Annotated in this window: 23 protein-coding genes and 1 pseudogene; 16 read left to right on the forward strand and 8 right to left on the reverse strand. The window is 74.0% G+C overall.

The genetic code is table 11. The annotated features are described in order from the left end of the window. The first annotated feature begins 143 nt into the window (after nucleotides 1–143). From IF99_RS0119960 to IF99_RS0119970, 3 genes are all read left to right on the forward strand, one after another. Nucleotides 144–1,418, forward strand: a complete 1,275-nt coding sequence (locus IF99_RS0119960) for an MFS transporter (protein ID WP_078655180.1) — start codon at nucleotides 144–146, stop codon at nucleotides 1,416–1,418. 338 nt (nucleotides 1,419–1,756) lie between these two features. Further along, nucleotides 1,757–2,617 (forward strand): SigB/SigF/SigG family RNA polymerase sigma factor, encoded by an 861-nt coding sequence (locus IF99_RS0119965; protein WP_030997962.1) that lies wholly within the window; start codon nucleotides 1,757–1,759, stop codon nucleotides 2,615–2,617. A 275-nt stretch (nucleotides 2,618–2,892) separates the two neighbouring features. Beyond that, the gene (locus tag IF99_RS0119970) at nucleotides 2,893–3,447 is read left to right on the forward strand and encodes a DUF3291 domain-containing protein (protein WP_030997963.1); all 555 of its coding nucleotides are present in this window, start codon (nucleotides 2,893–2,895) and stop codon (nucleotides 3,445–3,447) included. A 138-nt stretch (nucleotides 3,448–3,585) separates the two neighbouring features. Here the strand turns inward: IF99_RS0119970 and IF99_RS0119975 are convergent, their stop codons facing one another. Next, nucleotides 3,586–4,422 (reverse strand): DUF1206 domain-containing protein, encoded by an 837-nt coding sequence (locus IF99_RS0119975; protein WP_234340770.1) that lies wholly within the window; start codon nucleotides 4,420–4,422, stop codon nucleotides 3,586–3,588. Nucleotides 4,423–4,581: 159 nt separating this feature from the next. On the opposite strand from IF99_RS0119975, the gene IF99_RS34410 reads away from it, so the two are divergent. Further along, nucleotides 4,582–4,755, forward strand: coding sequence for a hypothetical protein (locus IF99_RS34410; RefSeq protein WP_199806525.1), 174 nt, complete (start codon nucleotides 4,582–4,584; stop codon nucleotides 4,753–4,755). Between the two features lie 113 nt (nucleotides 4,756–4,868). On the opposite strand, the gene IF99_RS35050 is transcribed toward IF99_RS34410, so the two are convergent. Then, nucleotides 4,869–5,807 (reverse strand): hypothetical protein, encoded by a 939-nt coding sequence (locus IF99_RS35050; RefSeq protein ID WP_324604387.1) that lies wholly within the window; start codon nucleotides 5,805–5,807, stop codon nucleotides 4,869–4,871. Between the two features lie 306 nt (nucleotides 5,808–6,113). On the opposite strand from IF99_RS35050, the pseudogene IF99_RS35625 reads away from it, so the two are divergent. Further along, nucleotides 6,114–6,269, forward strand: a pseudogene (locus tag IF99_RS35625) (DUF1707 SHOCT-like domain-containing protein); the annotation flags it as partial. 559 nt (nucleotides 6,270–6,828) lie between these two features. Here the strand turns inward: IF99_RS35625 and IF99_RS0119995 are convergent. The 3 genes from IF99_RS0119995 to IF99_RS0120005 all read right to left on the reverse strand — a co-directional run bounded on the left by IF99_RS0119995 (nucleotide 6,829) and on the right by IF99_RS0120005 (nucleotide 10,600). After that, nucleotides 6,829–8,388, reverse strand: a complete 1,560-nt coding sequence (locus tag IF99_RS0119995) for an SDR family oxidoreductase (RefSeq protein ID WP_030997966.1) — start codon at nucleotides 8,386–8,388, stop codon at nucleotides 6,829–6,831. A gap of 132 nt (nucleotides 8,389–8,520) precedes the next feature. Further along, nucleotides 8,521–9,990 (reverse strand): flotillin family protein, encoded by a 1,470-nt coding sequence (locus IF99_RS0120000; RefSeq protein ID WP_030997967.1) that lies wholly within the window; start codon nucleotides 9,988–9,990, stop codon nucleotides 8,521–8,523. Nucleotides 9,991–10,084: 94 nt separating this feature from the next. Beyond that, nucleotides 10,085–10,600 carry a hypothetical protein gene (locus IF99_RS0120005; protein WP_030997968.1) on the reverse strand — a complete coding sequence of 172 codons (516 nt, stop codon included), beginning with the start codon at nucleotides 10,598–10,600 and terminating at the stop codon, nucleotides 10,085–10,087. A gap of 304 nt (nucleotides 10,601–10,904) precedes the next feature. On the opposite strand from IF99_RS0120005, the gene IF99_RS0120010 reads away from it, so the two are divergent. From IF99_RS0120010 to IF99_RS0120025, 4 genes are all read left to right on the forward strand, one after another. Then, nucleotides 10,905–11,396: a glutathione peroxidase gene (locus IF99_RS0120010; protein ID WP_030997969.1), complete on the forward strand. Its 492-nt coding sequence runs from the start codon at nucleotides 10,905–10,907 to the stop codon at nucleotides 11,394–11,396. A 297-nt stretch (nucleotides 11,397–11,693) separates the two neighbouring features. After that, nucleotides 11,694–12,068: an SAV_915 family protein gene (locus tag IF99_RS0120015; protein ID WP_030997970.1), complete on the forward strand. Its 375-nt coding sequence runs from the start codon at nucleotides 11,694–11,696 to the stop codon at nucleotides 12,066–12,068. Beyond that, on the forward strand, nucleotides 12,065–13,384 hold the full coding sequence (gene lysA, locus IF99_RS0120020; protein WP_030997971.1) for a diaminopimelate decarboxylase: 1,320 nt from the start codon (nucleotides 12,065–12,067) through the stop codon (nucleotides 13,382–13,384). Before IF99_RS0120015 ends, lysA begins: the two co-directional genes overlap by 4 nt. Nucleotides 13,385–13,559: 175 nt before the next feature. Next, nucleotides 13,560–14,045, forward strand: coding sequence for a GNAT family N-acetyltransferase (locus tag IF99_RS0120025; RefSeq protein WP_030997972.1), 486 nt, complete (start codon nucleotides 13,560–13,562; stop codon nucleotides 14,043–14,045). Here IF99_RS0120025 and IF99_RS0120030 read toward each other — a convergent pair. Together IF99_RS0120030 and IF99_RS0120035 are read right to left on the reverse strand one after the other, a co-directional pair. Next, nucleotides 14,017–14,541, reverse strand: coding sequence for a GNAT family N-acetyltransferase (locus tag IF99_RS0120030; protein ID WP_030997973.1), 525 nt, complete (start codon nucleotides 14,539–14,541; stop codon nucleotides 14,017–14,019). The genes IF99_RS0120025 and IF99_RS0120030 overlap by 29 nt on opposite strands. Nucleotides 14,542–14,741: 200 nt before the next feature. Next, a complete protein-coding gene (locus IF99_RS0120035; RefSeq protein WP_158716629.1) occupies nucleotides 14,742–14,969 on the reverse strand; it encodes a hypothetical protein in 228 nt (75 codons plus the stop codon). Between the two features lie 179 nt (nucleotides 14,970–15,148). Between IF99_RS0120035 and IF99_RS0120040 the strand changes: the two genes are divergently transcribed. The 7 genes from IF99_RS0120040 to IF99_RS0120070 all read left to right on the forward strand — a co-directional run bounded on the left by IF99_RS0120040 (nucleotide 15,149) and on the right by IF99_RS0120070 (nucleotide 20,902). Beyond that, entirely contained in the window at nucleotides 15,149–15,505 is a 357-nt protein-coding gene (locus tag IF99_RS0120040) for a PRC-barrel domain-containing protein (RefSeq protein ID WP_030997975.1), read from the forward strand. 393 nt (nucleotides 15,506–15,898) lie between these two features. Beyond that, on the forward strand, nucleotides 15,899–16,189 hold the full coding sequence (locus IF99_RS0120045) for a DUF5133 domain-containing protein (RefSeq protein WP_030997976.1): 291 nt from the start codon (nucleotides 15,899–15,901) through the stop codon (nucleotides 16,187–16,189). Between the two features lie 86 nt (nucleotides 16,190–16,275). After that, nucleotides 16,276–16,683, forward strand: coding sequence for a hypothetical protein (locus IF99_RS0120050; RefSeq protein ID WP_051703586.1), 408 nt, complete (start codon nucleotides 16,276–16,278; stop codon nucleotides 16,681–16,683). Between the two features lie 344 nt (nucleotides 16,684–17,027). Next, a complete protein-coding gene (locus IF99_RS0120055) occupies nucleotides 17,028–17,453 on the forward strand; it encodes an ATP-binding protein (protein WP_030997978.1) in 426 nt (141 codons plus the stop codon). Nucleotides 17,454–17,556: 103 nt separating this feature from the next. Next, complete coding sequence (locus IF99_RS0120060; protein ID WP_030997979.1) at nucleotides 17,557–18,804, forward strand: PP2C family protein-serine/threonine phosphatase; 1,248 nt, start codon at nucleotides 17,557–17,559, stop codon at nucleotides 18,802–18,804. Continuing rightward, nucleotides 18,801–20,456: a sensor histidine kinase gene (locus IF99_RS0120065; RefSeq protein ID WP_030997980.1), complete on the forward strand. Its 1,656-nt coding sequence runs from the start codon at nucleotides 18,801–18,803 to the stop codon at nucleotides 20,454–20,456. The genes IF99_RS0120060 and IF99_RS0120065 overlap by 4 nt, the downstream gene beginning before the upstream one ends. Beyond that, the gene (locus tag IF99_RS0120070) at nucleotides 20,453–20,902 is read left to right on the forward strand and encodes a response regulator (protein WP_030997981.1); all 450 of its coding nucleotides are present in this window, start codon (nucleotides 20,453–20,455) and stop codon (nucleotides 20,900–20,902) included. Before IF99_RS0120065 ends, IF99_RS0120070 begins: the two co-directional genes overlap by 4 nt. Nucleotides 20,903–21,258: 356 nt before the next feature. On the opposite strand, the gene IF99_RS0120075 is transcribed toward IF99_RS0120070, so the two are convergent. Further along, entirely contained in the window at nucleotides 21,259–22,083 is an 825-nt protein-coding gene (locus tag IF99_RS0120075) for an NAD-dependent epimerase/dehydratase family protein (protein WP_030997982.1), read from the reverse strand. Between the last annotated feature and the right edge of the window lie 29 nt (nucleotides 22,084–22,112).

Consider the following 22,112-nt stretch of genomic DNA (forward strand, 5'->3'; position numbering starts at 1 on the left):
CCCCCGGACCCCGCACGGCCCCCGCGCCGCGCGGTCGCACCACCGCACGGCCACGCCCTGCCCGTGGCCGTGCGTTCCGCCCCGCCGCCCCGCCGGGACCCGCCCGCGCCGGAGCGGCCGAACGTCCCTCACTGGAGCACACCTTGTCCGCATCAGGACCGAAGCCGGCAAGCCCCTTCAAGCAACCGAAGGCCGTCTGGGCCGTCGCGTTCGCCTGCGTCATCTCCTTCATGGGCATCGGCCTCGTCGACCCGATCCTCCCCGCCCTCTCCACGAGCCTCGAAGCGACGCCGAGCCAGGTCTCGCTGCTCTTCACGAGCTACCTCGTCGTGACGGCCGTCGCGATGCTCTTCTCCGGCTTCGTCTCCAGCCGGATCGGGGCCAAGCGGACGCTCGTCGGCGGGCTCGTGGTCATCGTCGTCTTCAGTGCCCTCGCCGGTGCGAGCGGCAGCATCGGCGGCATCGTCGGCTTCCGGGCCGGCTGGGGCCTCGGCAACGCGCTCTTCATCGCGACCTCGCTGGCCGTCATCGTCGGCTCCGCGAGCGGCGGATTCGCCGGCGCGATCATCCTCTACGAGACCGCCCTGGGCATCGGCATCGCGATAGGCCCCCTCCTCGGCGGCGAACTCGGCGCGATCAGCTGGCGCGGGCCCTTCTTCGGCGTCTCCGTGCTCATGGCCATCGCGCTCATCGCGACGATCGTCCTGGTCCGGCCGACGCCCAAGCCCGCGCGCAAGGCATCCGTCCTGGACCCGCTGAAGGCGCTGCGCCACCGCGGCCTGCTCACGATGGGCCTCATGGCCCTCTGCTACAACTGGGGCTTCTTCACCGTCCTCGGCTACGCGCCCTACCCGATGGAGCTGGACACCCACCAGCTCGGGTACGTCTTCACCGGCTGGGGCCTGCTCGTCGCCTTCTTCTCGGTCTTCGGCGCGCCCTGGCTCCAGGCGAAGCTGGGCGTCGCGAAGGCGCTCTACCTGAACCTGGCGCTCTTCGCCGCCGACGTCCTCGTCATCGGCCTCAACACCGAGCACCGCACGACCCTCATCGTCGCCGTCATCGTCACCGGCTGCTTCATCGGTATCAACAACACCGTCACGACCCAGGCCGTCATGACCGTCTCGCCGGTCGACCGGCCCACCGCCTCCGCCTCGTACGGCTTCGTCCGCTTCATCGGCGGCGGCCTCGCCCCGTACTTCGCGGGCAAGCTCGCCGACCACTGGAACCTGCACGTCCCGTTCTACGTGGGCGCCGGGGTCGTCGTCCTCGGGATCGTCATCCTCGCCACCGGCCACCGCCTCCTCGCCGAGGCCGAGCGCGCCCAGGCCGCCGACGCCGCGCACCACAGCGCGAGCGCGAACAAGGAGGAGGAGCTCGTCCGCCAGGCCGAGGCCGAGGACCTCGGTTCGGCCACCTGAGCCGACCGGCCCAGGTCACCGGAAACCCGTACATCCGGCCCCGGACGCCGCGCGTCCTCCGCGCCCGGTGTCCGGGTATTTCCGTTTATGCGCCGGTATTTCGGTCTCGTTGCCTCGTGCCTGCGCGTGCGTCGGGCGGCCGGAAAGGCACCCCGGCTGTACGCGGCAGGGTCCGGACGGGTAGACAGGAGTCGTGAACACCGGAGTGAAGGCCCCGTGAGCGGGGCGGCGGAAGCCGCCCGGAAAAAATACGCGAACGGCTGAGTATGACGGCCGGAAGCCGGGGTACACGGGCCGCAGCGCGCCGCGCGGTGCGGCGCAGGAGCTAGGAGGTTTTCATGGGTGCGGTAAGGACCGTCACGACAGCGGGAGAACGGACCGAAGCTGCCCCCGCCCTGCCCGAGATCGCGGAGCCGCACAAGGTGGCTCCCCGGGACGCACGGGAGCTGACCCGGCTCTTCTTCGACCGGCTCGACGCGCTGGAGGAGGGGACGCGGGAGTACCAGGACGCGCGGAACACGCTTATCGAGATGAACATGTCCCTCGTGCGCTTCGCGGCCCGCCGCTTCCGCAGCCGCGGCGACGACATGGAAGACGTCGTGCAGGTGGGCACGATCGGCCTCATCAAGGCGATCGACCGTTTCGAGCTGAGCCGCGAGGTGGAGTTCACGACCTTCGCCGTTCCTTACATCGTCGGCGAGATCAAGCGCTTCTTCCGCGACACCACCTGGGCCGTGCACGTTCCGCGCCGCCTCCAGGAGGCGCGTGTCGAGCTGGCCAAGGCCAACGAGGAACTCTCCACGCGCCTCGGCCGGGCACCCAGGGTCTCCGAACTCGCCGCGCTCATGAACCTCAGCGAGGAGCAGGTCGTCGAGGCCCAGATCGCGGCCAACGGCTACTCCTCCTCCTCGCTGGACGCGACCATCGGCGGCGAGGACAGCGGCGAGGGCGAGGCGGCCCTCTCCGACTTCATCGGTGCCGAGGACCCGGGCATGGAACTCGTCGAGGACCTGCACGCCCTGGCCCCGCTCCTCGCCGGCCTGGAGCCGCGCGACCGGCAGATCCTGGAGCTGCGCTTCGGTCAGGAGCTGACGCAGGCCCAGATCGGCGAGCGTCTCGGCGTCTCGCAGATGCACGTCTCGCGTCTGCTCAACCGCACCCTCAGCACCCTGCGCGCCGGACTGATGTCGGAGCGCTGAGCCCGTCCGCGCGACGACCGGGCCTCCTCCCGCCGTCAGCACGTGACATCCTCGCGCCCCCGTCCCCACGGCCCCCTCACCGGCCGTGGGGACGGGGGCGTCTCGCGTGCCGGTCCGCCGGGGCGGAGCCTCCGCGACCCACCCCGCCGGACGCCGTGGGCGACCGGCGGGAGAGGCCACACGGGCCCGGAAAACACAACGTCGACACGATCCGCGAAGGCGGCTACGTTCACCTGGTCCCCGGTGACCCCGGGCCCCCGACCAGGGAGAGACACATGCCCCTCGCGCTCTACACGTTCGGCGTCCTGAAGTCGCCGCTCGCCGATCCCGCACCCCTCACGCGCGCGTTCCACGACAGGGGCGCCGCCGTCTACGAGCGGATCGCCGCCCACCCCGGATACCTCGCGCACGCCGAACCGGCGCCGGGCGGCCGGGGCACGCACTTCGACCTGGACTGGGGCGCGTGGGGGGAGTTCGTCGTCCCGGACTGGTACGGGAAGGGCCGTACGCCGGAGACCGTCGCCCTGGCCGCGACCCTCTCCCTGTGGACCGGGCCCGGCTCCGCCTTCGACGCCGTCTACGCCGGTCTCCACCGCGAAGCGCTGAACAGGCGCTCCGACTGGTTCGAGAGGACAGGACACCCGGGCCACGTGCTCTGGTGGGCCCCCGAGGAGGCGATACCCACCTGGCGGGACGGGGTCTCCCGGCTGGACCACCTCCACGACCACGGCTCCGCACCTCATGCCTTCACCTTCCAGCGTCTGTTCACCCCGCAGGGGACTCCGACCGGGCGCGAGCGCACCGGGGCGAAGGGAGAACCCGTCGTCTGAGCGCGCGCCCCGCCCGCTCCGTCGCCCCCGAGGCCGCTCGCCGAAGCCCGCGACTCTCCGCGTCACACGCCCCGCCCGCTCCGGTCGTCCCGGCGGGAGCACGCACCGCTGGCCCCGGGAGCGCGCACCGGCGCCCGCTCACGTCTCCCGGTACCGGGCACTCGCCATCGAGAAGGCGCCGTAGCCGAGCAGCCCGATCGCGACGACCACGAGCAGCCACGGACCCGCGGGAGTCTCCGTGAACGAACGGAGCGTGTCGTCCATGCCCTTGGCCTTCTTCGGCTCGAACTGGTACGCCGCGACGAGGGCGAAGACGCCCGCGGCGCCGAAGAGGACGCCGCGCGCCGTGTTCCCCGCGATCCCGAGCGCGTCCACGACATGCTCCGTGCGGCGGCTCATCTCGCCGGTCCTGAGGTGCTTGCGGAACTTGCGCAGCACGGCACGGACGACGAGGCCCACGCCGATACCGACCACCACCGCCCCCGCCACGGCGACGATCCACCGCCCGCCCGGCCAGCCGAGCGCCGTCGCCGTCACGTCCTTCGACTTCTTGTCCGAGGACCCGCCACCGCCGCTGCCCATCGCGAAGGAGAGCACGGAGTAGGCCACGAAACCGTAGAAGACGGCCCGGCCGAGGGATATGAGTCGCTTGCCCGCCTTGTCGCCGTCCGTGCCCGAGGCGCCGAAGGCCGCCTCCGACAGCCGCCACAGCGCCATGCCCGCCGTGGCGATGCCGAGCGCCCACAGCAGGAAGAGACCGAAGGGCTTCTCGGCGATCTCCGCGAGCGCCCCGGAACGGTCCGCCTGTTTGCCGTTCCCGGGGTGGAAGGCGAGTCTGATCGCGATCACGCCGATCAGCAGGTAGATGATTCCCCGGGCGACGAACCCGGCACGGGCGGCGCGGTCCACCGCTTTGCTGTCTGCCGCGCGCTCCGCCTTCTGGTGCGCGCGCCGCGTCGTCGATTCGCTAGTCATGCGGCCCGGTTGCCCCCGCCCGCCGCACGGAAACGGGAAAGCGCTCAGAACGAACACCGTCCGCGCCCAGGCGTGCGCCGCGGGCGACGGGGCACTCGCACACCGGTCCCGCCGGGACCACGGGCCCGCGCGGCCCGCCGCCCTCCCCCGGGAGACACCGTGCTCGCCTATGTCGCCGCGGCCCTCTTCGCGCTCGCCTACCTGCTGCTCGCCACCGGCACGAGCACCGAGACGTGGTGCTCGCCGACCGCGCTCGGCTTCGTCGGCCTGGCCGTCCTCGCCGCCCACCTCGGTGGCGCCTCCTCGCGCCTCGGCGGTCGCCGCCACCGCTGAGCCTCGCCGCGCGAGAGGCGGAGCTGCCCCGGCGGGGGAGAGGCGCAGTGGAACGGCGGAAGGGGCGCGCGGTCACGAGGACCGCGCGCCCCTTCCGGTCGCGTGACGCCGCCTCAGTAGCGCAGCACCGCGGCGATCCTGCCGTGCTCCGCGAGCGCGTCGTCCGGGACGAAGACGACGTCCGCGCCCGTCCCGAGCGCCGTCTCGACGAGCGTGTCGACGATGTCGTCCTCGACGTCCGGGTCCTCGGGTGACGCGGCGGGGCGCAGGTGGGTGGCCTCCGGGATCGCCGAGACCTGGAAGCCGTCCTCGACGAGGAGGAGGTGGACGCGGCCCTCCTGCACGTTCTGCCAGATCTCGTCGGTGCCCGCCGCGAACCGTCGCTGCCCGATGCCCTCGCCCAGCCGGTCGAGGGCCGCGCGCCGCTGCTCGGCGGTGTACTTCTCCCGCGCGGGACGGATGACGTCGAGCAGGAGGTGCCCGGTCAGCTTGTCCGCCCCGGCCCGCTCGACGCGCTCCCCGACGCGCTCCTTGTTCCGGCTGCGCTCCACGAGCGTGTTGATCTGGTTCGCCGTGCCCACGACGTGCACCGGGCCCTTGCCCGTGCGCAGCGCCTCGGCGAGCTTGTCGTCCACGTCGCGCAGGTACTGGCGCAGCCGCTCCTCGCGGTACGGGGAGGGCTGGGTGCCGAAGTTCGCCCCCGGCTCCGCGTCCTGGGGGTCGGGCAGTCCGGGCTTCGCGGGGAAGCCGAAGCCGGTCACCTCGGTGAGCGACTCGCCGGCCCCGTGCCACAGCCTGCTGCCCTCCTCGGACAGGACGAGGACCCAGTACGGGCGCTCGTGCAGCCACGAGGAGACGAGGTTCCGCGTCAGGTAGGTGTCCGCGACGACGACGCGCTCGGGGGGGCGTGACGGGCAGCTTCCAGACCTCCCAGTCGTTCGCCGAGGCGAGCAGGAGCGTCCCCTCGGTGATCTCCGACGCGTCCACCGAAGCCGCGGCCTCGTCGATCCGCGCCCCGACGGCCTGGAGCGCCGCCTTGTCCACGCCGGGATCGTCCGCGAGCCGCTTCTTCGCCTCGGTCACGAGATTGCGCAGCCGGATCGCGTCCTCCGCGCCGTCGGGCGAGGCGGGGTGCGTGGGCAGCAGCAGCGACACCGCCGGGTACGGGCGCGGGGCGCGCAGCGCGGCCAGGGTGTCCGGGTTCAGCTCGAAGGTGTCTCGCACAAGGGGCTCCCACGTGGTCGGTCCTTGTTGGCCAGGGTGGCACCGCCCGCCCCGGCACGCAGCCCGGAAGGGGCCGGGAGGGCGGGGTGCGCTCCCTGGTGTTCCCGATCGGCGGCCGCCTATGATCCCCGGTCATGAGTTCTTCACCGCTTCCCGGCCGCTTCCCCGGGGACTTCCCCTTCGAGGACGGGCAGCGCGCCTCCGACGCCGACAGGGACGTGGTCGCCGAGCGGCTCAGGGAGGCCGCGGCCGAGGGGCGGATCGACTTCGAGGAGCTGGACGAGCGCCTGGAGGCCGCGCTGAGCGCGCGGACGTACGGGCAGTTGCGGCCGCTCCTCGCGGACCTGCCGGCGGCACCGGGACCCGTCCCGCCGCCCGCGCCGCCCGCCGGTGAGCCGCTGGAGCTGCGCGGCGGCACCCACGGGGTCCGCCGTGCGGGTGAGTGGGCGGTGCCCGCGCACCTCGTGGTGCACGGCGGCCTGGGCGGGGTGGCGCTCGACTTCACGCGCGTACGGACGAGCCTCGCCGAGATCCTCGTCGAGGTGTACGGCGAGATGGCCGGCGTGCGGATCGTGGTGCCGGAGTCCTGGAGGGTCGAAACCGACGGCGTCGCACCGGGCCTGGGCGGGGTGCGCGACCGCACGACGCCGCGCCCCGAGCGGGGCGCCCCCCTGCTGCGGCTCACAGGAGCGGCGGGCATCGGCGGCGTGCGGGTCAAGAACCCCGGCCGCCTCGAACGCGCCCGCCTCCGCATGAACCCCCCCACGTACCTGACACCACCGCCTGTCCTGCGCGGCAGGCCGCGGCCGGCCCGGGAGAGGCCCCTCGCGGAAGAAAGCCGTGAGGCCGTCAGCCTCCCGCGCCCCGGGGCCGGAGCATCCCGAGCAGCGCCCGCACCGGTTTGCCCGCCTGCCCGGACACCGGCTCGCCGCGCGTCATCCGCTCCGCCGCGCGCGCGATGTTCCGCGCCATCCCGCCGAAGACCACCGCGTGGAACGGCGACACGCTCCACCAGTACACCTGTCCCGCGAGTCCGCGCGGGTGGAAGACCGCCCGCTGCCGGTACACGGACCGGTCCGGGTCGCCGTCCTCGGCCGGGTCGGCGCGCAGTTCCAGCCAGCCGAGGCCCGGCATCCTCATCTCGGCGCGCAGCCGCAGCAGTTTCCCGTGCTCGATCTCCTCGACCCGCCAGAAGTCGAGCGAGTCCCCGACCCGCAGCCGCCGCGCGTCACGGCGCCCCCTGCGCAATCCCACCCCGCCCTGGAGCCGGTCGAGCCAGCCCCGCACGGCCCAGGCGAGCGGGAAGGAGTACCAGCCGTTCTCGCCGCCGATGCCCTCGATGACCCGCCACAACGCGGACTCGGGGGCGTTCGTCGCGCGCTGCCGCTCGTCGGTGTAGAGCGAGCCGCCCGCCCAGTCCGGGTCGGTCGGCAGCGGATCGCTCGGCGCTCCGGGCACGGAGGCGGAGGACCAGCGTGTCGCCACATCGGCCTCGCGCACGCGCTGGAGCGCGAGCCGCAGCGTCTCGTCGAAGGGCAGGGGGTGACCGGCGCCGTCCGGCACGTACCGGGCGATGTCGTGCTCCGCGCAGACCACCTCGTAGCGCAGTGACTCGGCCAGCGGTCGCGCGAGACCGCGCGGCACCGGCGTGACGAGGCCGATCCAGTGCGAGGACAGGCGCGGGGTGAGCACGGGGACCGGCACGATGAGGCGCTTGCGCAGGCCCGCCACCTCCGCGTACCGCTCCATCATGTCCCGGTAGGTCGTCACGTCGGGCCCGCCGATGTCGAAGTCCCTGTCGACGTCCTCGGGCAGTTCGGCCGCGCCCACGAGGTAGCGCAGCACATCCCGCACGCCGATCGGCTGCACCCGGGTGCTCAGCCAGGTCGGGGTCACCATGACCGGCAGCCGTTCGGTCAGGTAGCGCAGCATCTCGAAGGAGGCCGAACCGGAACCGATCACGACGGCCGCCCGCAGCACGGCCGTGGGCGTCGGCCCGGCGCGCAGGATGTGACCCACCTCGGCGCGCGAGCGCAGGTGCGGGGACAGTTCCTCCTCCGGCACCCCGGCAGGCGTGAGGCCGCCGAGGTAGACGAGCCGCCGCAGCCCCGCCGCGCCCGCCGCCGCGGAGAAGCCGCGCGCCGCCGCGCGGTCCGTCTCCTCGAAGTCCGGGCCCGACGCGAGCGCGTGCACGAGGTAGTAGCCGACCTCCATGCCCTCCATCGCGGCCCGCAGGGACGCGGGGTCCGTGACATCCCCCTTGACGATCTCGACACGGTCCGCCCAGGGGTAGTCACGCAGTTTCCCGGGGGTGCGGGCCAGCGCGCGGACGCTGTGCCCCGCTTCGAGCAGTTCCGGCACGAGCCGGCCGCCGATGTACCCGCTCGCTCCGGTCACCAGACAACGCACCGCGGCCTCCCTCGGAGTGACGTTCTTCCCACCATGGCATCGGCGGGCGGGGAACGCGCGCTCGCGGGAGGCGAGGTCACGGCCGCGTGCGGTCACGGAACGCGCGTGGCGCTCCGTGACCGCACGCCGGGCTCAGTCGGTGATCTCCGTGTGCCCCTTCCGGGCCGGGGCGGGGACGCCCTCGCCCGCCCCCGCGGCACCCGTGTCCCCGGCGCTCGTACCGGCCGTCCCTGTCCCGCCGCCGGTCGCCTTGCGCAGCAGCCCCGTCAGGTCCACGCCGGTCGTCGAGGTGAGCAGTTCCAGCCCCTGCACGACGTTGTTCGCGACGGTACGGGGAAGCTGGCCCGCGCCGTCCGTGGAGATGACCGTGAGCTTGTCGACCGCGCTGAGCGGCTCCGACGCCTTGGCGACGACCTGCGGCAGTACCTCGACGACCATCTGGAGCACCGCCGCGTCGCCGTACTGCGCGAAGGCGTCCGCCTTCTTGCGCATCGCGTCGGCCTCCGCCGCACCGCGCGCCAGGATCGCCGCCGCGTCCGCCTCGCCCTCCAGGCGCACGGCCTCGGCGAGGGCCGCGCGGTGCTCCTTCTCACCCGTACCGGTGAGCCGGGCGCGCTGCGCGTCGGCCTCCGCCTGCTTGACGAGCGAGATGCGCTGCGCCTCGGCCTCCTGCTCCGCGCGGTAGCGGGCCGCGTCGGCGGGCTTGCGGACCTGCGTGTCCAGCTCGCGGTCGGTGAGCGCGGCCTGCCGCTCGGCGACCTTCTCCTGCTCGGTCAGCACCTCCTGGTTGCGCGCCGCCTGCGCGAGCGGCCCGGCCGCCGCCGCACGCGCCGCGGCCTCGTCCGTCTCGGCCTTGATCTCGGCCTGCTTGAGCGCGAACGTGCGCTCCGCGATCGCGATCTCCTCGGCCGCCTTGAGCCGCGCCTGCTCCGAGGCGCGCCGCGCGACCGCCTCGGCGATGTCCGCCTCCTGCTTGGCGCGCGCCGCCTCGGGCCGCCCGAGGTCCTCCAGGTAGGAACCCTCGGTGGTGATGTCCTGGATCTGGAAGGCGTCGAGCACGAGCCCCTGCCCCGACAGGCTCGCCTCCGCCTCCTCGGCGACCTGCCCTGCGAACGCCGCGCGGTCCCTGATGATGTCCTCGACCGACATGCGGCCCACGATCGAGCGCAGCGCCCCGGAGAGCACCTCCTGCGTGAAGCCGACGATGCCGCCCTGCTGCATGAGGAAGCGCTGCGCGGCGGCGCGGATCGAGTCCTCGGTGCCGCCGACCTTGACGATCGCGACACCCTCCAGATTCGCCTTGACGCCGCGCAGCGTCACCGCGCCGCGTACCGCGACCGGGATGTGCCGCGAGGACAGGTCCAGCGTGAACCGCTGCTGCACGAACGGGACGACGAAGACCCCGCCGCCGACCACCACTTTCTGGCCGCTGTTGTCCGTGAAGACCCGTCCGGTCTCCGGGTCCGTACGGGACTTGCCGCGCCGGCCCGTCACGATGAACGCCTCGCTCGGCCCCGCGACCTTGTACCGCGTGACGACCACCAGGGCCACCAGGACGACCAGGACCACGATGCCGCTCACGGAGAGCACCACAGGACTCATCCGCTCCACCCCCTTCACACCCCGCCGCGCGGGGATCACTCTCGTACGTCGTGCTTGTCGTGCGTGCCGGGTGCGCCGCGCGCCCCGGGTGTGCTCAGTGTTCGACGAGGCGTACGCGCACGGCCGTCGACGAGAGGGTCTCCTCGACCCACACCTCGGCCCCGCGCGGCACCGCGACGGCGCTGCGCGCCGCGTACTTGACGGGCTGTCCGCCGAGCGAGAGCAGCACCTCGCCGAAGCCGTCGGTTGGGATCGCGGTGACGACCGCGCCCGAGGTGCCGACGAGGTCGGTGCCACGCGGAGTCGCCGTCGTCGTGCCGCCCATGAGGGCGCGTGTGAGGCGCCAGGTCAGCCAGCCGGCCGCGAGCCCGGCGGCGAGGCCGATCCCGGCTGCCGCGCCCGTGCCGAGGTCCGTCGTGGCGAGCGTGAGCGCGCCGGTGAAACCGAGCATCGACACCGTGCCCGCGACGACGGGCAGCGAGAACAGCCCGTCGAGCAGCCCGTCGAGGAAGGACACTCCGTCGAAGAGCCCTTCGAGCAGTCCGTCCACGACGAGCGAGAGCGCGAGCACGGCGAGCCCCGCGACCCCGGCCACCAGGAACCACGTCACGGCGACACCCCTTCCCGGTCACGCACTCCGCCGGGGACCGCTCGGTCCCGGGCGGGTGCCCCGAGCCTCCCACCGCGCCCGCCGCTCCCGCACTGCCAGGTTCCGGCAGTCTTCATGGCCGGTTTCCTGCGGCTTCTGGCCGGGGACCGCTCGTACGGGTGAGCCCGCGCACGTACCGAGCGGGGCGGCGCCGTGTCGCACGGGGCGCGGAAGGAGGCGCGCGATGCCCGCGACGCCCACGGGGCGCGTCAAGGCGCCCGGTACGGCCCGCCGGGCGCCGCGCGACCGGTCGTACGATGCGGACATGACTGTGCACGATGTCGACATCAGCGCCCTCCAGGGCGGACCCGCCCAGCTCGACCAGTACCGGGGCAAGACCGTCCTGGTCGTCAACGTCGCCTCGCGCTGCGGGCTGACGCCCCAGTACGAGGGCCTCGAACGGCTCCACGAGACCTACCGCGACCGGGGCTTCACCGTGCTCGGCGTGCCCTGCAACCAGTTCATGGGCCAGGAGCCCGGCAGCGCCGACGAGATCGCGGAGTTCTGCTCGGCCACGTACGGCGTCACCTTCCCGATGACCGAGAAGGTCGAGGTGAACGGCGAGAACCGGCACCCGCTCTACCGCGAACTCGTGGACGTGGCCGACGCGGAGGGCCACAGCGGCGACATCCGCTGGAACTTCGAGAAGTTCCTCATCGGCCCCGACGGCGCCGGCGTCGCCCGCTTCGCCCCGCCCACCGAGCCGGAGTCCCCGGAGGTCGTCGCGGCGATCGAGAAGACGCTCACCCCTGCCTGAACCGCCGCGCGCGGCAGGCCCCGCACCGGGCCTGCCGCGCGCCGCGCCGCCGCCGGCTCGGCCCGCAACTCCCGCCCCCGATGCGGCCAGCGGCCGGGAACCGGCCAGGAACCCGCCGCCCCGCCTGTCGCCCCCGCCGACCACCCGGGGCCGGCCAGGAGCCGTCAAGGTCCCGTCAGCGGCGGCCCCACCGGGATCAAGACCCCGTCAGGGCCCCTCCGGCGTCACCCGGCACGGACGTACGTTCCCGGCAGGACGTTCCCGCGACCCGCGGGACCCGAACCACCGGAGCACGCCATGCCCGCCCGCCGTTCCCTGCCCGCGCGGCCCGCCCCCGCGGAGCCGGACCCCGAACCGGAACCCGTTCCCGCCGGGGCCGCCCTCGCCCTCGTCCCGCCACCCGCGCCCCGCCGCTGCTACGTCCCCGTGACCCAGGGCCCGCACGGGCAGTCGCCGCGCCTGTGCCGCACACCGCACGGCCCCCGTACCGCCGTCGCCTTCACCACCGCGGAGGCCCTGCGCGCCGCGCTCGGCACGAGCCAGGCGTGGACCGTCCTGAGCCCCGCCGCCCTGCGCGCCCTCGTCGCGCCGCTCGGCGTCACCACCCTCACGCTGGACCCGCGCCTCGTCCTCGCCGCCGGGAACGCGCATCTCGCCGGAGGTGCCGCATGAGCCTCCTCACCGGCACCGAGACGGACCTCGCGCTCTGGCCCGCCTCCGCGCGCCCCGCCGCCCACGGCGACGTCCGCGTGGGCGGCGTCTCGCTCACCGACGCCGCCGAACGGTACGGCACACCGCTCTACGTGCTCGACGAGGACGAGGTACGCGCCAGGGCCCGCGCCTACCGCGCCGCCTTCCCCGACGCCGGGGTGCACTACGCCGCGAAGGCGTTCCTCTGCCGCGCCCTCGTGCGCTGGCTCGCCGAAGAGGGCCTCGGCCTCGACGTCTGCTCCGCCGGAGAGCTCGAACTCGCCGTCGGCGCGGGCTTCCCCGCCGACCGCGTCCTCCTGCACGGCAACGCAAAGAGCCCCCGCGATCTCGCCTCGGCGCTGCGCCTCGGCGTCGGCGGGATCGTGCTCGACCACGTGGGCGAGATCGCCCGCCTCGCCGCGCTGGTGCCCCCCGGCGCACGGCAGCGGGTCCTGGTGCGGGTCGTGCCGGGGATCAGCGCGGGACACCACGACAAGGTCCGTACCGGCGACGAGGACCAGAAGTTCGGCCTCTCGCTCACCGACGGCAGCGCCCAGCACGCCGTCGCCCGCGTCCTCGCCACCCCGCGCCTCGAACTCACCGGCCTGCACTGCCACATCGGCTCGCAGATCGCCGAGGTGAAGCCGTACCTCGCCGCGCAACGGCGGCTGCTCGGGCTCCGCGCCCGGATCGCGGAGACCTACGGGGTCGTGCTGCCCGAGATCGACCTCGGCGGCGGCCACGCGGTCGCCCAGCGCCCGGGGGAGCGGGGGCTCGATCTCCCCGGCCTCGCCCGGCGCCTCCAGGCCGAACGGGCCGAATCGTGCCGCGCCGCCGGGCTGCCCGTGCCCCGGCTGCTCATCGAACCGGGCCGCGCGCTCGTCGCCCGGGCAGGCGTCGCCGTCTACCGCGTCCTCGCGGTCAAGCGCACCGCGCACCGCGTCTTCGTCGCCGTCGACGGCGGCATGGGCGACAACCCGCGCCCCACCCTGTACGGCGCGCCCTGCGTTCCCCGCCTCCTCGGCCGCGTCTCCGCGTCCGCCCCGCGTCCCGTCGACCTCGTCGGCCGCCACTGCGAGGCGGGCGATGTCCTCGCCCCCAAGGTGCCGCTCCCCGCCGACATCCGCCCCGGCGATCTCGTGGCCACCCCCGTCGCGGGCGCCTACCAGCTCTCGATGGCCTCCGCCTACAACCTCCACGGCCGCCCCCCACTCGTCGCCGTCCACAACGGCGCGGCCCGCCTCCTGATCCGCCGCGAGGAACCGGACGACCTCTGGCTGCGGGACCTCGGCGGGTAGCGGTACGGGGACGATCGAGGCCGGGACCGCCCGGAAAACCGCTGGCCGGGACCGTGCGGGTGCGCGATGCTGCACTCGCACGCTCGGGGGAGCGGGGAGCGTGCACCCGCCCGCGTCTCCGCCGCCGAGGACGTCGCCGACCGGGAGGAAACACACGCGGGTGAGGGTGTCCGAGATGACAGAGGCCGATCTCCCGCGCGTGATGCGCCTGCGCGCCCGGGCCTGGGCCGTCGCCTACGAGGGGCTCGTCCCCGCCGCGTACCTGGACGCCATGGACCCCGCGGCCGACGCCCGCGCACGCGCAGGGTGGTTCCGCGAGAGCCGGGACCGCGTCACCGACCTCCTCGCGCTCGGCACCGGCGACGCCCTGCTCGGCTGGGCCTGCTACGGGCTGCCCCGCCCGGGGGAGGGCCCGGCCGGGGAGCTCTTCGCGCTCTACGCCGCTCCCGAGCACGTCGGTACGGGAGTCGGGCGCCGCCTCCTCGACGAGGTGCACGCGCGCCTCGCCGGACCCGTCGCGCTGTGGGTGCTCGAAGGCAACCACCGTGCCCGCCGCTTCTACGAGCGCTCCGGTTACCGCGCCGAGGGGACGCGCCGCCCCGACGACTACGGCGCGTGGGGCGGGCCTGTGCTCAGCGAACTGCGCTACGTACGGGACTGACCGGGGCGGGGCCGGTCCAGCGCCGCTCGCCGTCCTGCCAGGAACCGTCGGGGCGCAGCCCGAGGGCGCGCGCGACGGCTTCCGACGCGGCGTGCTCAGGGTGCACGTACGCGGTCAGCCGCCGCACCCCCGCCTGAGCGAGCCGCGCCGCCAGAGCCCGCGCGGCGGCCTTCGCGAGCCCGCGTCGCTGCCACGCCGTGCCCACGACCCACGCCACCTCCGCCTCCTCGCCGCGCGTCACCGTCGCCTGCACATACCCGGCGAGAGCGCCGCTCTCCTCCAGCCGCACAAGGAGGTTGACCCACGCGACACCGGTCTCGCCGGGACCGGCGAGCTGCCGCGCGTACCGGCGCTCCAGCTCGGCGACCCCCGGCGGCTCCCCGCCCGTGAACCGGTACAGGGCCGGGTCGGCGAGCACGGCGGCCATCGCCGGGGCGTGCCGGGCGGCGAGCGGGACGAGGCTGAAGGACGGGGGCGCGGGCGGGGTGGAGCACATGACCGCATTCTCTCCGCCTGGGCCATTCGGGGGACAGCCGGTTTTCCGTGGACGCGCGGGGGCACGCGAGTCCCACGAAGCACCACGAACCCGTACCCGCGGGGGTGAGCGATGAGCACGTGCAGAGTCCGAGGGCGGCGGCCCGGGACGGGGAGTCATCCCGTCCCGGGCCGCCGCCCTTTCCTCTGCCCGGACCTCTCTCAGTCCGGCCCGTCCAGCCAGGAGTACAGCGCCTCCCGCGCGTCCGTCCGCCGTCCGCCGCGGTGCGCGAGCTCCCAGCGCTCATCGCCGAGCGCCCGCCGCGCGAACGCCTCGTACCGCTCGCGCAGCGGGGCCAGTTCGGGGGTGCGCAGCGCGTCGAGCGGCGCGGAACGCTCCCGTTCCCGGCCCACGAAGGTACTTCGCGCGTACGGAGTCCGCCCAGGCATTCGCCCCAGCCTCGCGCACGGATTCGGGGGGCGGGGCGAAACAGCGCGGACGGCGCCGGCCTGACGGGGCGTCGGACGGTCCGGGCAGCGACCGGCCGGTAGCCTCGCGTGTGGCCGGGCCGGGCGGGGGCAAGCGGCCGGAGGGGGGCTGACGACGGACCGTACGAGGAGGCAGGGCGTTGTTCGAAGCCGAGGACATCCGGGACTGGCGCGGCCATGACGTGGTGGACGCCGAGGGGCACAAGATCGGCACCCTGGAGGCCGTGTACGTCGACACGACCACCGATCTGCCCGCCTTCGCGACCGTCGTGACCGGGCTGCCCACCAAGCGGAGGCTGAACTTCGTGCCGCTCGACGGCGCGACGGTCAAGCCGGGAGCGCTCAAGGTGCGCTACGACAAGAAGCGGGTCAAGGACTCGCCGTCGATCGATACCGACGGCGAACTCGTCGCCGAGGAGGAGCCGAAGCTCTTCGCCTACTACGACCTCAGCTACCAGAGGGGACCCGCCGGGGCCCGAAGGCTCGGACGGCGCTGAGACGGCAGGCGCGGCGCCGGGCCGGGACCCGAGCGGTGGCCGCCCCCACGGCAGGCGGTGGCCGCCTCGACAGGGGCGGCGGTCCGCGTCCCGGCCCGGCGCCCGACCGTTTCCTCGCTCGCCACCCGCCTCCGCGCCGCCCTCTCCGCCCGGCCCAGTGGTCCGCGCCCCGCGCCGCCCTCCCGCGCTCCGCGCGCAGGGCTCCGGGCGCCCTCGAACCGGACGCACCGCCTTTTGGCCGGATTCATCGTCCGCAATGACTGAAAACCTTTTACTTCACACGCATGAGGCACTTAGTGCCGGGTAAGCGGTCAGAAGACCGCCTGCGGCCCATGTCGGCTGAGCCCGTTTCCGGGGAGGCGACGTCGACGCGAAGAAGTGGAAGGAATCATCGTGCTGATTGCTCACCCTGTCGTGCTGCGCAAGCTGCTGGCCCGCTACGAAGCCCTGAGTGCCGTTCAGGAACCGGGCGCGGAAACGCTCCGGGACCTCGACGACGTCACGTACACGCTGTGCGTCTCCACCGGTACGCGCACGATCGACGCGGCGCTCGGTGTCGCCCGCGAGCGGCTCGCCCGGGCCGCCGTCGAGGAGCGCACGGCATCGATGGCACGCAGTGCCAAGGAGTCGGCGCCCCGCCGGATCAGCGACTCCGGCTCGACCCCCCTCGTCCCCGCCGGGTGACACGTCTGCGATCCTCACGGCGTGAGCCCGTCGCAGCCGGTGGCGGGCCGATGCACAGCCCCTGAGATGGCAGAGAGTCCTTCATTGTGTCTTCCCCCACCCCGATCTACCAGCAGCTCGTCGAGGAGCAGGGTGACGTTCTGAACGACACCCGGCAGACCGCCGACGCGCTTCGCAGGAAGGCGGAGCAGACCCTCGGCAGGCCGTCCGTCCCGGCCCCCGAGCCGCAGCCGCGGCCCGCCGCGGCCCAGGCTCCCGCCGCTTCCGCCGCACCGCCCGCGCCGCCCGCCCAGGCGGCGCGGCCCCACCCGACGACCCCGCCGGCGCAGCCGGGTGCCGTCGCGCCGGGACAGGCCCCGGACGGTCATGCCGCCCCGCCCCCCGGCCCCCAGCCGCGCCCGCTCGCCGACGCGCGGCCGCACGCCCAGGAGCAGCCGCAGGCCGCGGCCCCGGGCCCCGCCGACGAGCGGCCGGAGCACGCGCCGGAGTCCTGACCCCGCCCGTACGGGTGCCGAAAACGCGCCCGTACGGGTCCGGGGTGACCCTGACGACCGGCGCCTCCGGCCCGTCCGTGCGGCACGCTACGGCCTGTGACCGGTCGGCCCGTACGGCCGGCCTCCCTCGGCCCCGTACTGCCGGGCCGAAGGGGCACGCCCAGCGGGAGCAGGCGCGGCGGGGACAGCCCATGCCCGGGCTGTCCCCGCCGCACCCGCTCCCGCCACCGTGTCTTTCCGCACCTCCCCTTTCACCACCCCCTTTTCAGCTCTCGCGCTCGGGGTACACCACTTCACGTACCGATACGGAGTTCCCCAAGGGCTCCCAGTGACGGGGTGAGACCATGCATCACCTGGACCAGGCCGGACAGGCACTCGCGCCCCCCGGCCGCGCCGCCGAAACCGGGCACCACTCCCGGCCCCAGCACGCCGCCGAGGCACGCGAGTCCGTGCGTGTCTTCCTCGACGGGCTCAGCCCCGCCGTCGCGGCCCGTACCGCGCAGCACTTCCTGCTGCTCGTCTCCGAGCTGGTCAGCAACGCGCTTCGGCACGCGGGCGCCGTCAGCGGGCTGAGGCTGCGCGCGACAGCGAGCACGCTCACCGTCGAGGTGTGCGACCCGAGCCCCGAGCGCCCCGCTCCCCGGACCCCGCGCCTGGACGGCACCACGGGCGGCTTCGGCTGGCCGATGATCCGCGAGCTCGCCGAGTCGCTGACCGTGCGCGCCGAGCCGGACGGAGGCAAGACGGTGACCGCCGTCCTCGCCCGCTGAGCACCCCTCCCCAGGCCGCACCCACCCCCGGACCGGGCAGTATGCTTCAGGTTGTCTCGCAGAGGTCCGCCACATGGACGCCTGCTCTTAGTGGGGGTGTGAAGTGGCCGAACGGCCCACGGGGCTCGAATCCTCGCTGCCGCGACCGCGTGCCGGGCACGCCGATCCCGGCTGGGAGCTCGACGTCACCCTGGTGCTGGTCGAGGACGACGCGGGTGACGCGCTGCTCGTCGAGGAGTACCTCGCCGACAGCGCCCTCAACATCGGCCTCACATGGTGCAAGACCCTCGCGGAGGCGCAGACGGTGCTCGCCCGCACGGCGGGCCCCCTGTGCGTCCTGCTCGACCTGCACCTCCCCGACGCCCAGGGTCTCGACGCCGTCCGCCGGGTCCTGGCCTCCGCCCCGGACGCCGCGATCATCGTGCTCACCGGGCTCGCCGAGAGCGATATCGGCCTCGACGCGGTCGCGCTCGGTGCCCAGGACTACCTCGTCAAGAACCGCGTGGACCCCGAGACCCTCGGCCGCGCCGTCCGCTACGCCGTGCAGCGCAAGGTCGTCGAGCGCGCGTCGGCCGCGCTCCAGGTGAGCCGGTTGCGCGCCGAGGAGAACGCCCGCCTCGAACTGGGCCTCCTGCCCACCCCGCTGCTGCGCACCGTGCCCGCCGACTTCTCGGTCGTCTCGCGCTACGAGCCGGGGCGCGACCACGCGCTGCTCGGCGGCGACTTCTACGACGTCGTCCAGACCGCCGACGGCACCGTCCACGCGGTCGTCGGCGACGTCTCCGGGCACGGCGCCGCCGAGGCCGCGCTCGGCGTGTGCCTGCGGGTGGCCTGGCGCGCGGCGGTGCTCACCGGCTGCGTGGGCTCCGACCAGGCGCGGCTGCTCAACGAGATCCTGTGCGCCGAGCGCGCGGGCGAGCACGTCTTCGCCACGTACGTGAGCCTCCGCTTCGCCCCCGACCGCCGCACCCTGCACACCGTACGGGCCGGGCACCACGGCAGCCTCATCCGCACGTCCGGCGGCATCGAGTGGTACGAGCCCGCGGGCGGCATGGCGCTCGGGCTGCTCGGCCCCGACATGCCCGCCTCCGCCTGGCCCGAAGCCGTGCTCGCCGTCGAGCCCGAAACCGCTGTCGTCTCGTTCACGGACGGCCTCTTCGAAGGCCGTACGGGGCCGGAATCACGTCTCGGCGAGTCCGGACTCCTCGACCTCGCCCGCCGCCACAACGACCTGGCGGGTCCCGCGTTCGTCCGCACCGTCGTCGAGGAGGTCACCGCGCTCGCCGGACCGGCGGGCGGGCTCTCCGACGACCTCGCCGTCCTGCACCTCGCCTGGGAGAAGAAGTCATGACACAGGGGCACAGCGCGTCCCCCCGCGCGGGCCGCACCGGGCGCCTCTCCGTCCAGGGCTGGATGAACCTCGTCCTCGCCGTCCTGGGCGTCCTGCTCGTGCTCGCCGCCGCCCTCGTGGCGGCGCAGATATCCCGTACCAACGAGCGCACCTCCGACCTCGTCGACCGCATACAGCCGGCGCGCTCGGCCTCCTTCCGGCTCCAGAAGGCGCTGCTCGACCAGGAAACCGCGGTCCGCGGCTACGCCCTCACGGGAAACAAGTCCTTCCTGGCCCCGTACGCCCAGGGCCGGAAGGACGAGAAGCGCTACGGGGACAGCGCGGCCGGACTCCTCGCGGACTACCCGAAGCCCCTCGCCGACCTGAAGAGCCTGCGCGCGGCGGCGGCGCGGTGGCGCGCGGGCACCGCCGAACCGGTCATCGGCCGGGTCCGGGACGGCGCCCCGGTGTCCTCCGGCACGCTGGACTCCAGCAAGACCGAGTTCGACCACATCCGCGAGCTCTTCACCGTGCAGATCGCGCACCTCGACGAGGTGCGCGACAAGGCGAACGACGAACTCGACGCGGCGAAGCGGCTGCGTGACGGCACCTTCCTCGGCATCCTCATCGTCCTCATCGTGGGCGGCGGCGTCCTCGCAGTCCTCCTGCGCCGCATCGTCGGCCGCCCCCTCACGAGCCTCGAACGCGACGCCCAGCTCGTGCGCGCGGGCGACTTCGACCGGCCCATCGTCATCGACGGCCCCTCCGACGTACGGGCTCTCGGCCTCGCCGTCGAGGACATGCGCCGCAAGATCGTCGCCGAACTCGCCGAGTCCCGCTCCCGCGAGGCGCTGCTCGCCGACCGCACCGCCGAGCTCGACGCCCAGACCGCCGAGCTCCAGCGCTCCAACGCGGAGCTGGAGCAGTTCGCCTATGTCGCCTCGCACGACCTGCAGGAACCGCTGCGCAAGGTCGCCTCCTTCTGCCAGCTCCTGGAGAAGCGGTACGGGGATCAGCTCGACGGGCGGGGCAAGCAGTACATCGACTTCGCCGTCGACGGTGCCAAGCGGATGCAGGTCCTCATCAACGACCTCCTCGCCTTCTCGCGTGTGGGCCGCATGGGCGGCGACCTCGTCGAGATGCCGCTCGGCGCGGCGCTCGACCGCGCGCTGAGCGACCTCGAAGTGCCCATCGAGGAGGCGGGGGCCGTCGTGGAGACCGAGGGCGAGCTGCCCCGCGTGCTCGGCGACCGCACGACGCTCACCATGCTGTGGCAGAACCTGCTCGGCAACGCCGTCAAGTTCCGCCATCCCGAGCGCACCCCGCACGTCCGTGTCACGAGCGTCCGCGAGGGCGACATGTGGCACTTCTCGGTCACCGACAACGGCATCGGGGTCCCCGAGGAGTTCGGCGAGAAAATCTTCGTCATCTTCCAGCGGCTCCACAGCCGCGAGGAGTACGGCGGGACCGGTATCGGGCTCGCGCTGTGCCGCAAGATCGTCGAGCACCACGGCGGCCAGATCGGGCTCGACCACTCCGTCACCGAAGGTGCCCGCGTACGCTTCACCCTCCCGGCCCTGCCCGATTCGCCCCCGGCGGAGGAGACTCCGGCCGACGTCCCCGCCCAGTCCCCGGAACCCCGTTCCTCCGCCCCGCTTGGAGCCACGAAGTGAACACGCCAGTCCAGCCCATCGAGGTCCTGCTCGTCGAGGACGACCCGGGCGACGAGCTGATGACGCGCGAGGCGTTCGAGGACAACAAGATCCGCAACACCCTGCACGTCGTGCGCGACGGGCAGGAGGCGCTCGACTTCCTCTACCGCCAGGGCGAGTACTCCGACGCCCCCCGCCCCGACCTGATCCTCCTCGACCTCAACCTGCCCAAGTACGACGGCCGGCAGGTCCTGGAGCGCATCAAGAGCGACGACGACCTCGCCCACATCCCGGTCGTGGTGCTCACGACGTCCTCCGCCGAGGAGGACATCCTGCGCAGTTACCGCCTGCACGCCAACGCCTACGTCACCAAGCCGGTGGACCTCGATCAGTTCATCGCGGCGGTCCGGCAGATCGACGACTTCTTCGTGACGGTGGTCAGGCTGCCGCGCGGGGCTGGGGCCTGACCGGGGGCCGGGCGAGGGTCCGGAGGAGCTGAGCCCGGCATCCGGTGCGGGCCGTCGCGCCCCGCCCATGCCGAGGGCGGGGGCACGACATCCGGCGGGCGTTCGCCGCGTGGGACGAGCGCGGCACGGCGCTCCGCCACTCCCACCCCGAGGCCGTCGCAGCGGGTGCGGTCACCCGGGCGGCATCGTGCGCAAACCGGGCGGGTCGGAGGCGCGGGCGGCCCGGACGTAATGGGCGGAGTGCCCGGTCCCGCCCCCACCGCTTCGCCGGACCCGCGAGCTTCGGGTCCAGCGGGTGCGGCTTGCCGGTCGCAGCGTGTTCGGGCCGCCCGTCGCAGTGGGCCCCGGCGCGCACGTCACAGCGGGTTCGGGGCGCCCAGGGGGTTCGTGCAGAAGCCGCCGCCGACGTGGGCGGTCTCCTCGGGCGGGGGCTGGGGGGTGTCGCGCAGGAGGTCCGCGTACGTCTCGGCGTTGTCCTGCGGCTCGTAGCCCAGCGCCCGCGCCTCCGCGAGCGAGTAGACGCGACGCGTGTTGTCCGAGACGCCCCACACGAGCCGGTAGCCCGGTGACGGGGCGCTCAGGCAGGCCTCGAAGAGGCGGGCGCAGTCGTCGGGCGAGAGCCAGGTGACGAGGCCGCGCGGGCCGAGCGGCAGCGGCGTCTCGAAGCAGGAGCCGATGCGCAGCGCGAGCACGTCCATGCCGAACCGCGAGTGGTAGAGGCTGCCGAGCGCCTCGATCGCCGCCTTGCTCACGCCGTAGTACGAGTCCGGGCGGGGCGAGGAGTCGGCCGGTAGCCCCTCGGGCCCCGCCTCCTCGACGCGGCGGAAGCCCACCGCGTGGTTGCTCGACGCGAGCAGCACCCGCGTGATGCCCGCCCGCCGCGCCGCCTCCAGGACGACCTGGGTCCCGTGGATGTTCGTCGTGAGCGTCGCCTCCCAGGAGTCCTCGCGGCTCAGGCCGCCGAGGTGGATGAGCGCGTCCGCGTCCGCGCACGCCTTCGCCATCACCTCCGGGTCGGTCACCGAACCCGTCACGATCTCCACGTCCTCGCCCTCGGCGGCCGGCTCCTGCGGCGCGAGGTCGAGGAGCCGCAGCACCCGCCCCGGGCGGCGTAGCCGCCGCCGCATCAACCGCCCGATCCCGCCTGCGGCCCCGGTGATCAACAGCCGCTGTGCTCCCACGGATGTGCTCCTTCGTGACGGCCCCCGGG

The organism is Streptomyces sp. NRRL F-5630, from assembly GCF_000719475.1.
GTDB lineage: Bacteria > Actinomycetota > Actinomycetes > Streptomycetales > Streptomycetaceae > Streptomyces.

Bases quoted from the DNA above. Each gene is read 5' to 3' on its own strand.
- IF99_RS0119965 (WP_030997962.1), top strand. From the start codon at position 1,757: ATGGGTGCGGTAAGGACCGTCACGACAGCGGGAGAACGGACCGAAGCT.
- IF99_RS0119970 (WP_030997963.1), top strand. From the start codon at position 2,893: ATGCCCCTCGCGCTCTACACGTTCGGCGTCCTGAAGTCGCCGCTCGCC.
- IF99_RS0119975 (WP_234340770.1), bottom strand. From the start codon at position 4,422: ATGACTAGCGAATCGACGACGCGGCGCGCGCACCAGAAGGCGGAGCGC.
- IF99_RS0120000 (WP_030997967.1), bottom strand. From the start codon at position 9,990: ATGAGTCCTGTGGTGCTCTCCGTGAGCGGCATCGTGGTCCTGGTCGTC.
- IF99_RS0120010 (WP_030997969.1), top strand. From the start codon at position 10,905: ATGACTGTGCACGATGTCGACATCAGCGCCCTCCAGGGCGGACCCGCC.
- IF99_RS0120015 (WP_030997970.1), top strand. From the start codon at position 11,694: ATGCCCGCCCGCCGTTCCCTGCCCGCGCGGCCCGCCCCCGCGGAGCCG.
- lysA (WP_030997971.1), top strand. From the start codon at position 12,065: ATGAGCCTCCTCACCGGCACCGAGACGGACCTCGCGCTCTGGCCCGCC.
- IF99_RS0120025 (WP_030997972.1), top strand. From the start codon at position 13,560: ATGACAGAGGCCGATCTCCCGCGCGTGATGCGCCTGCGCGCCCGGGCC.
- IF99_RS0120030 (WP_030997973.1), bottom strand. From the start codon at position 14,541: ATGTGCTCCACCCCGCCCGCGCCCCCGTCCTTCAGCCTCGTCCCGCTC.
- IF99_RS0120035 (WP_158716629.1), bottom strand. From the start codon at position 14,969: ATGCCTGGGCGGACTCCGTACGCGCGAAGTACCTTCGTGGGCCGGGAA.
- IF99_RS0120055 (WP_030997978.1), top strand. From the start codon at position 17,028: ATGCATCACCTGGACCAGGCCGGACAGGCACTCGCGCCCCCCGGCCGC.
- IF99_RS0120065 (WP_030997980.1), top strand. From the start codon at position 18,801: ATGACACAGGGGCACAGCGCGTCCCCCCGCGCGGGCCGCACCGGGCGC.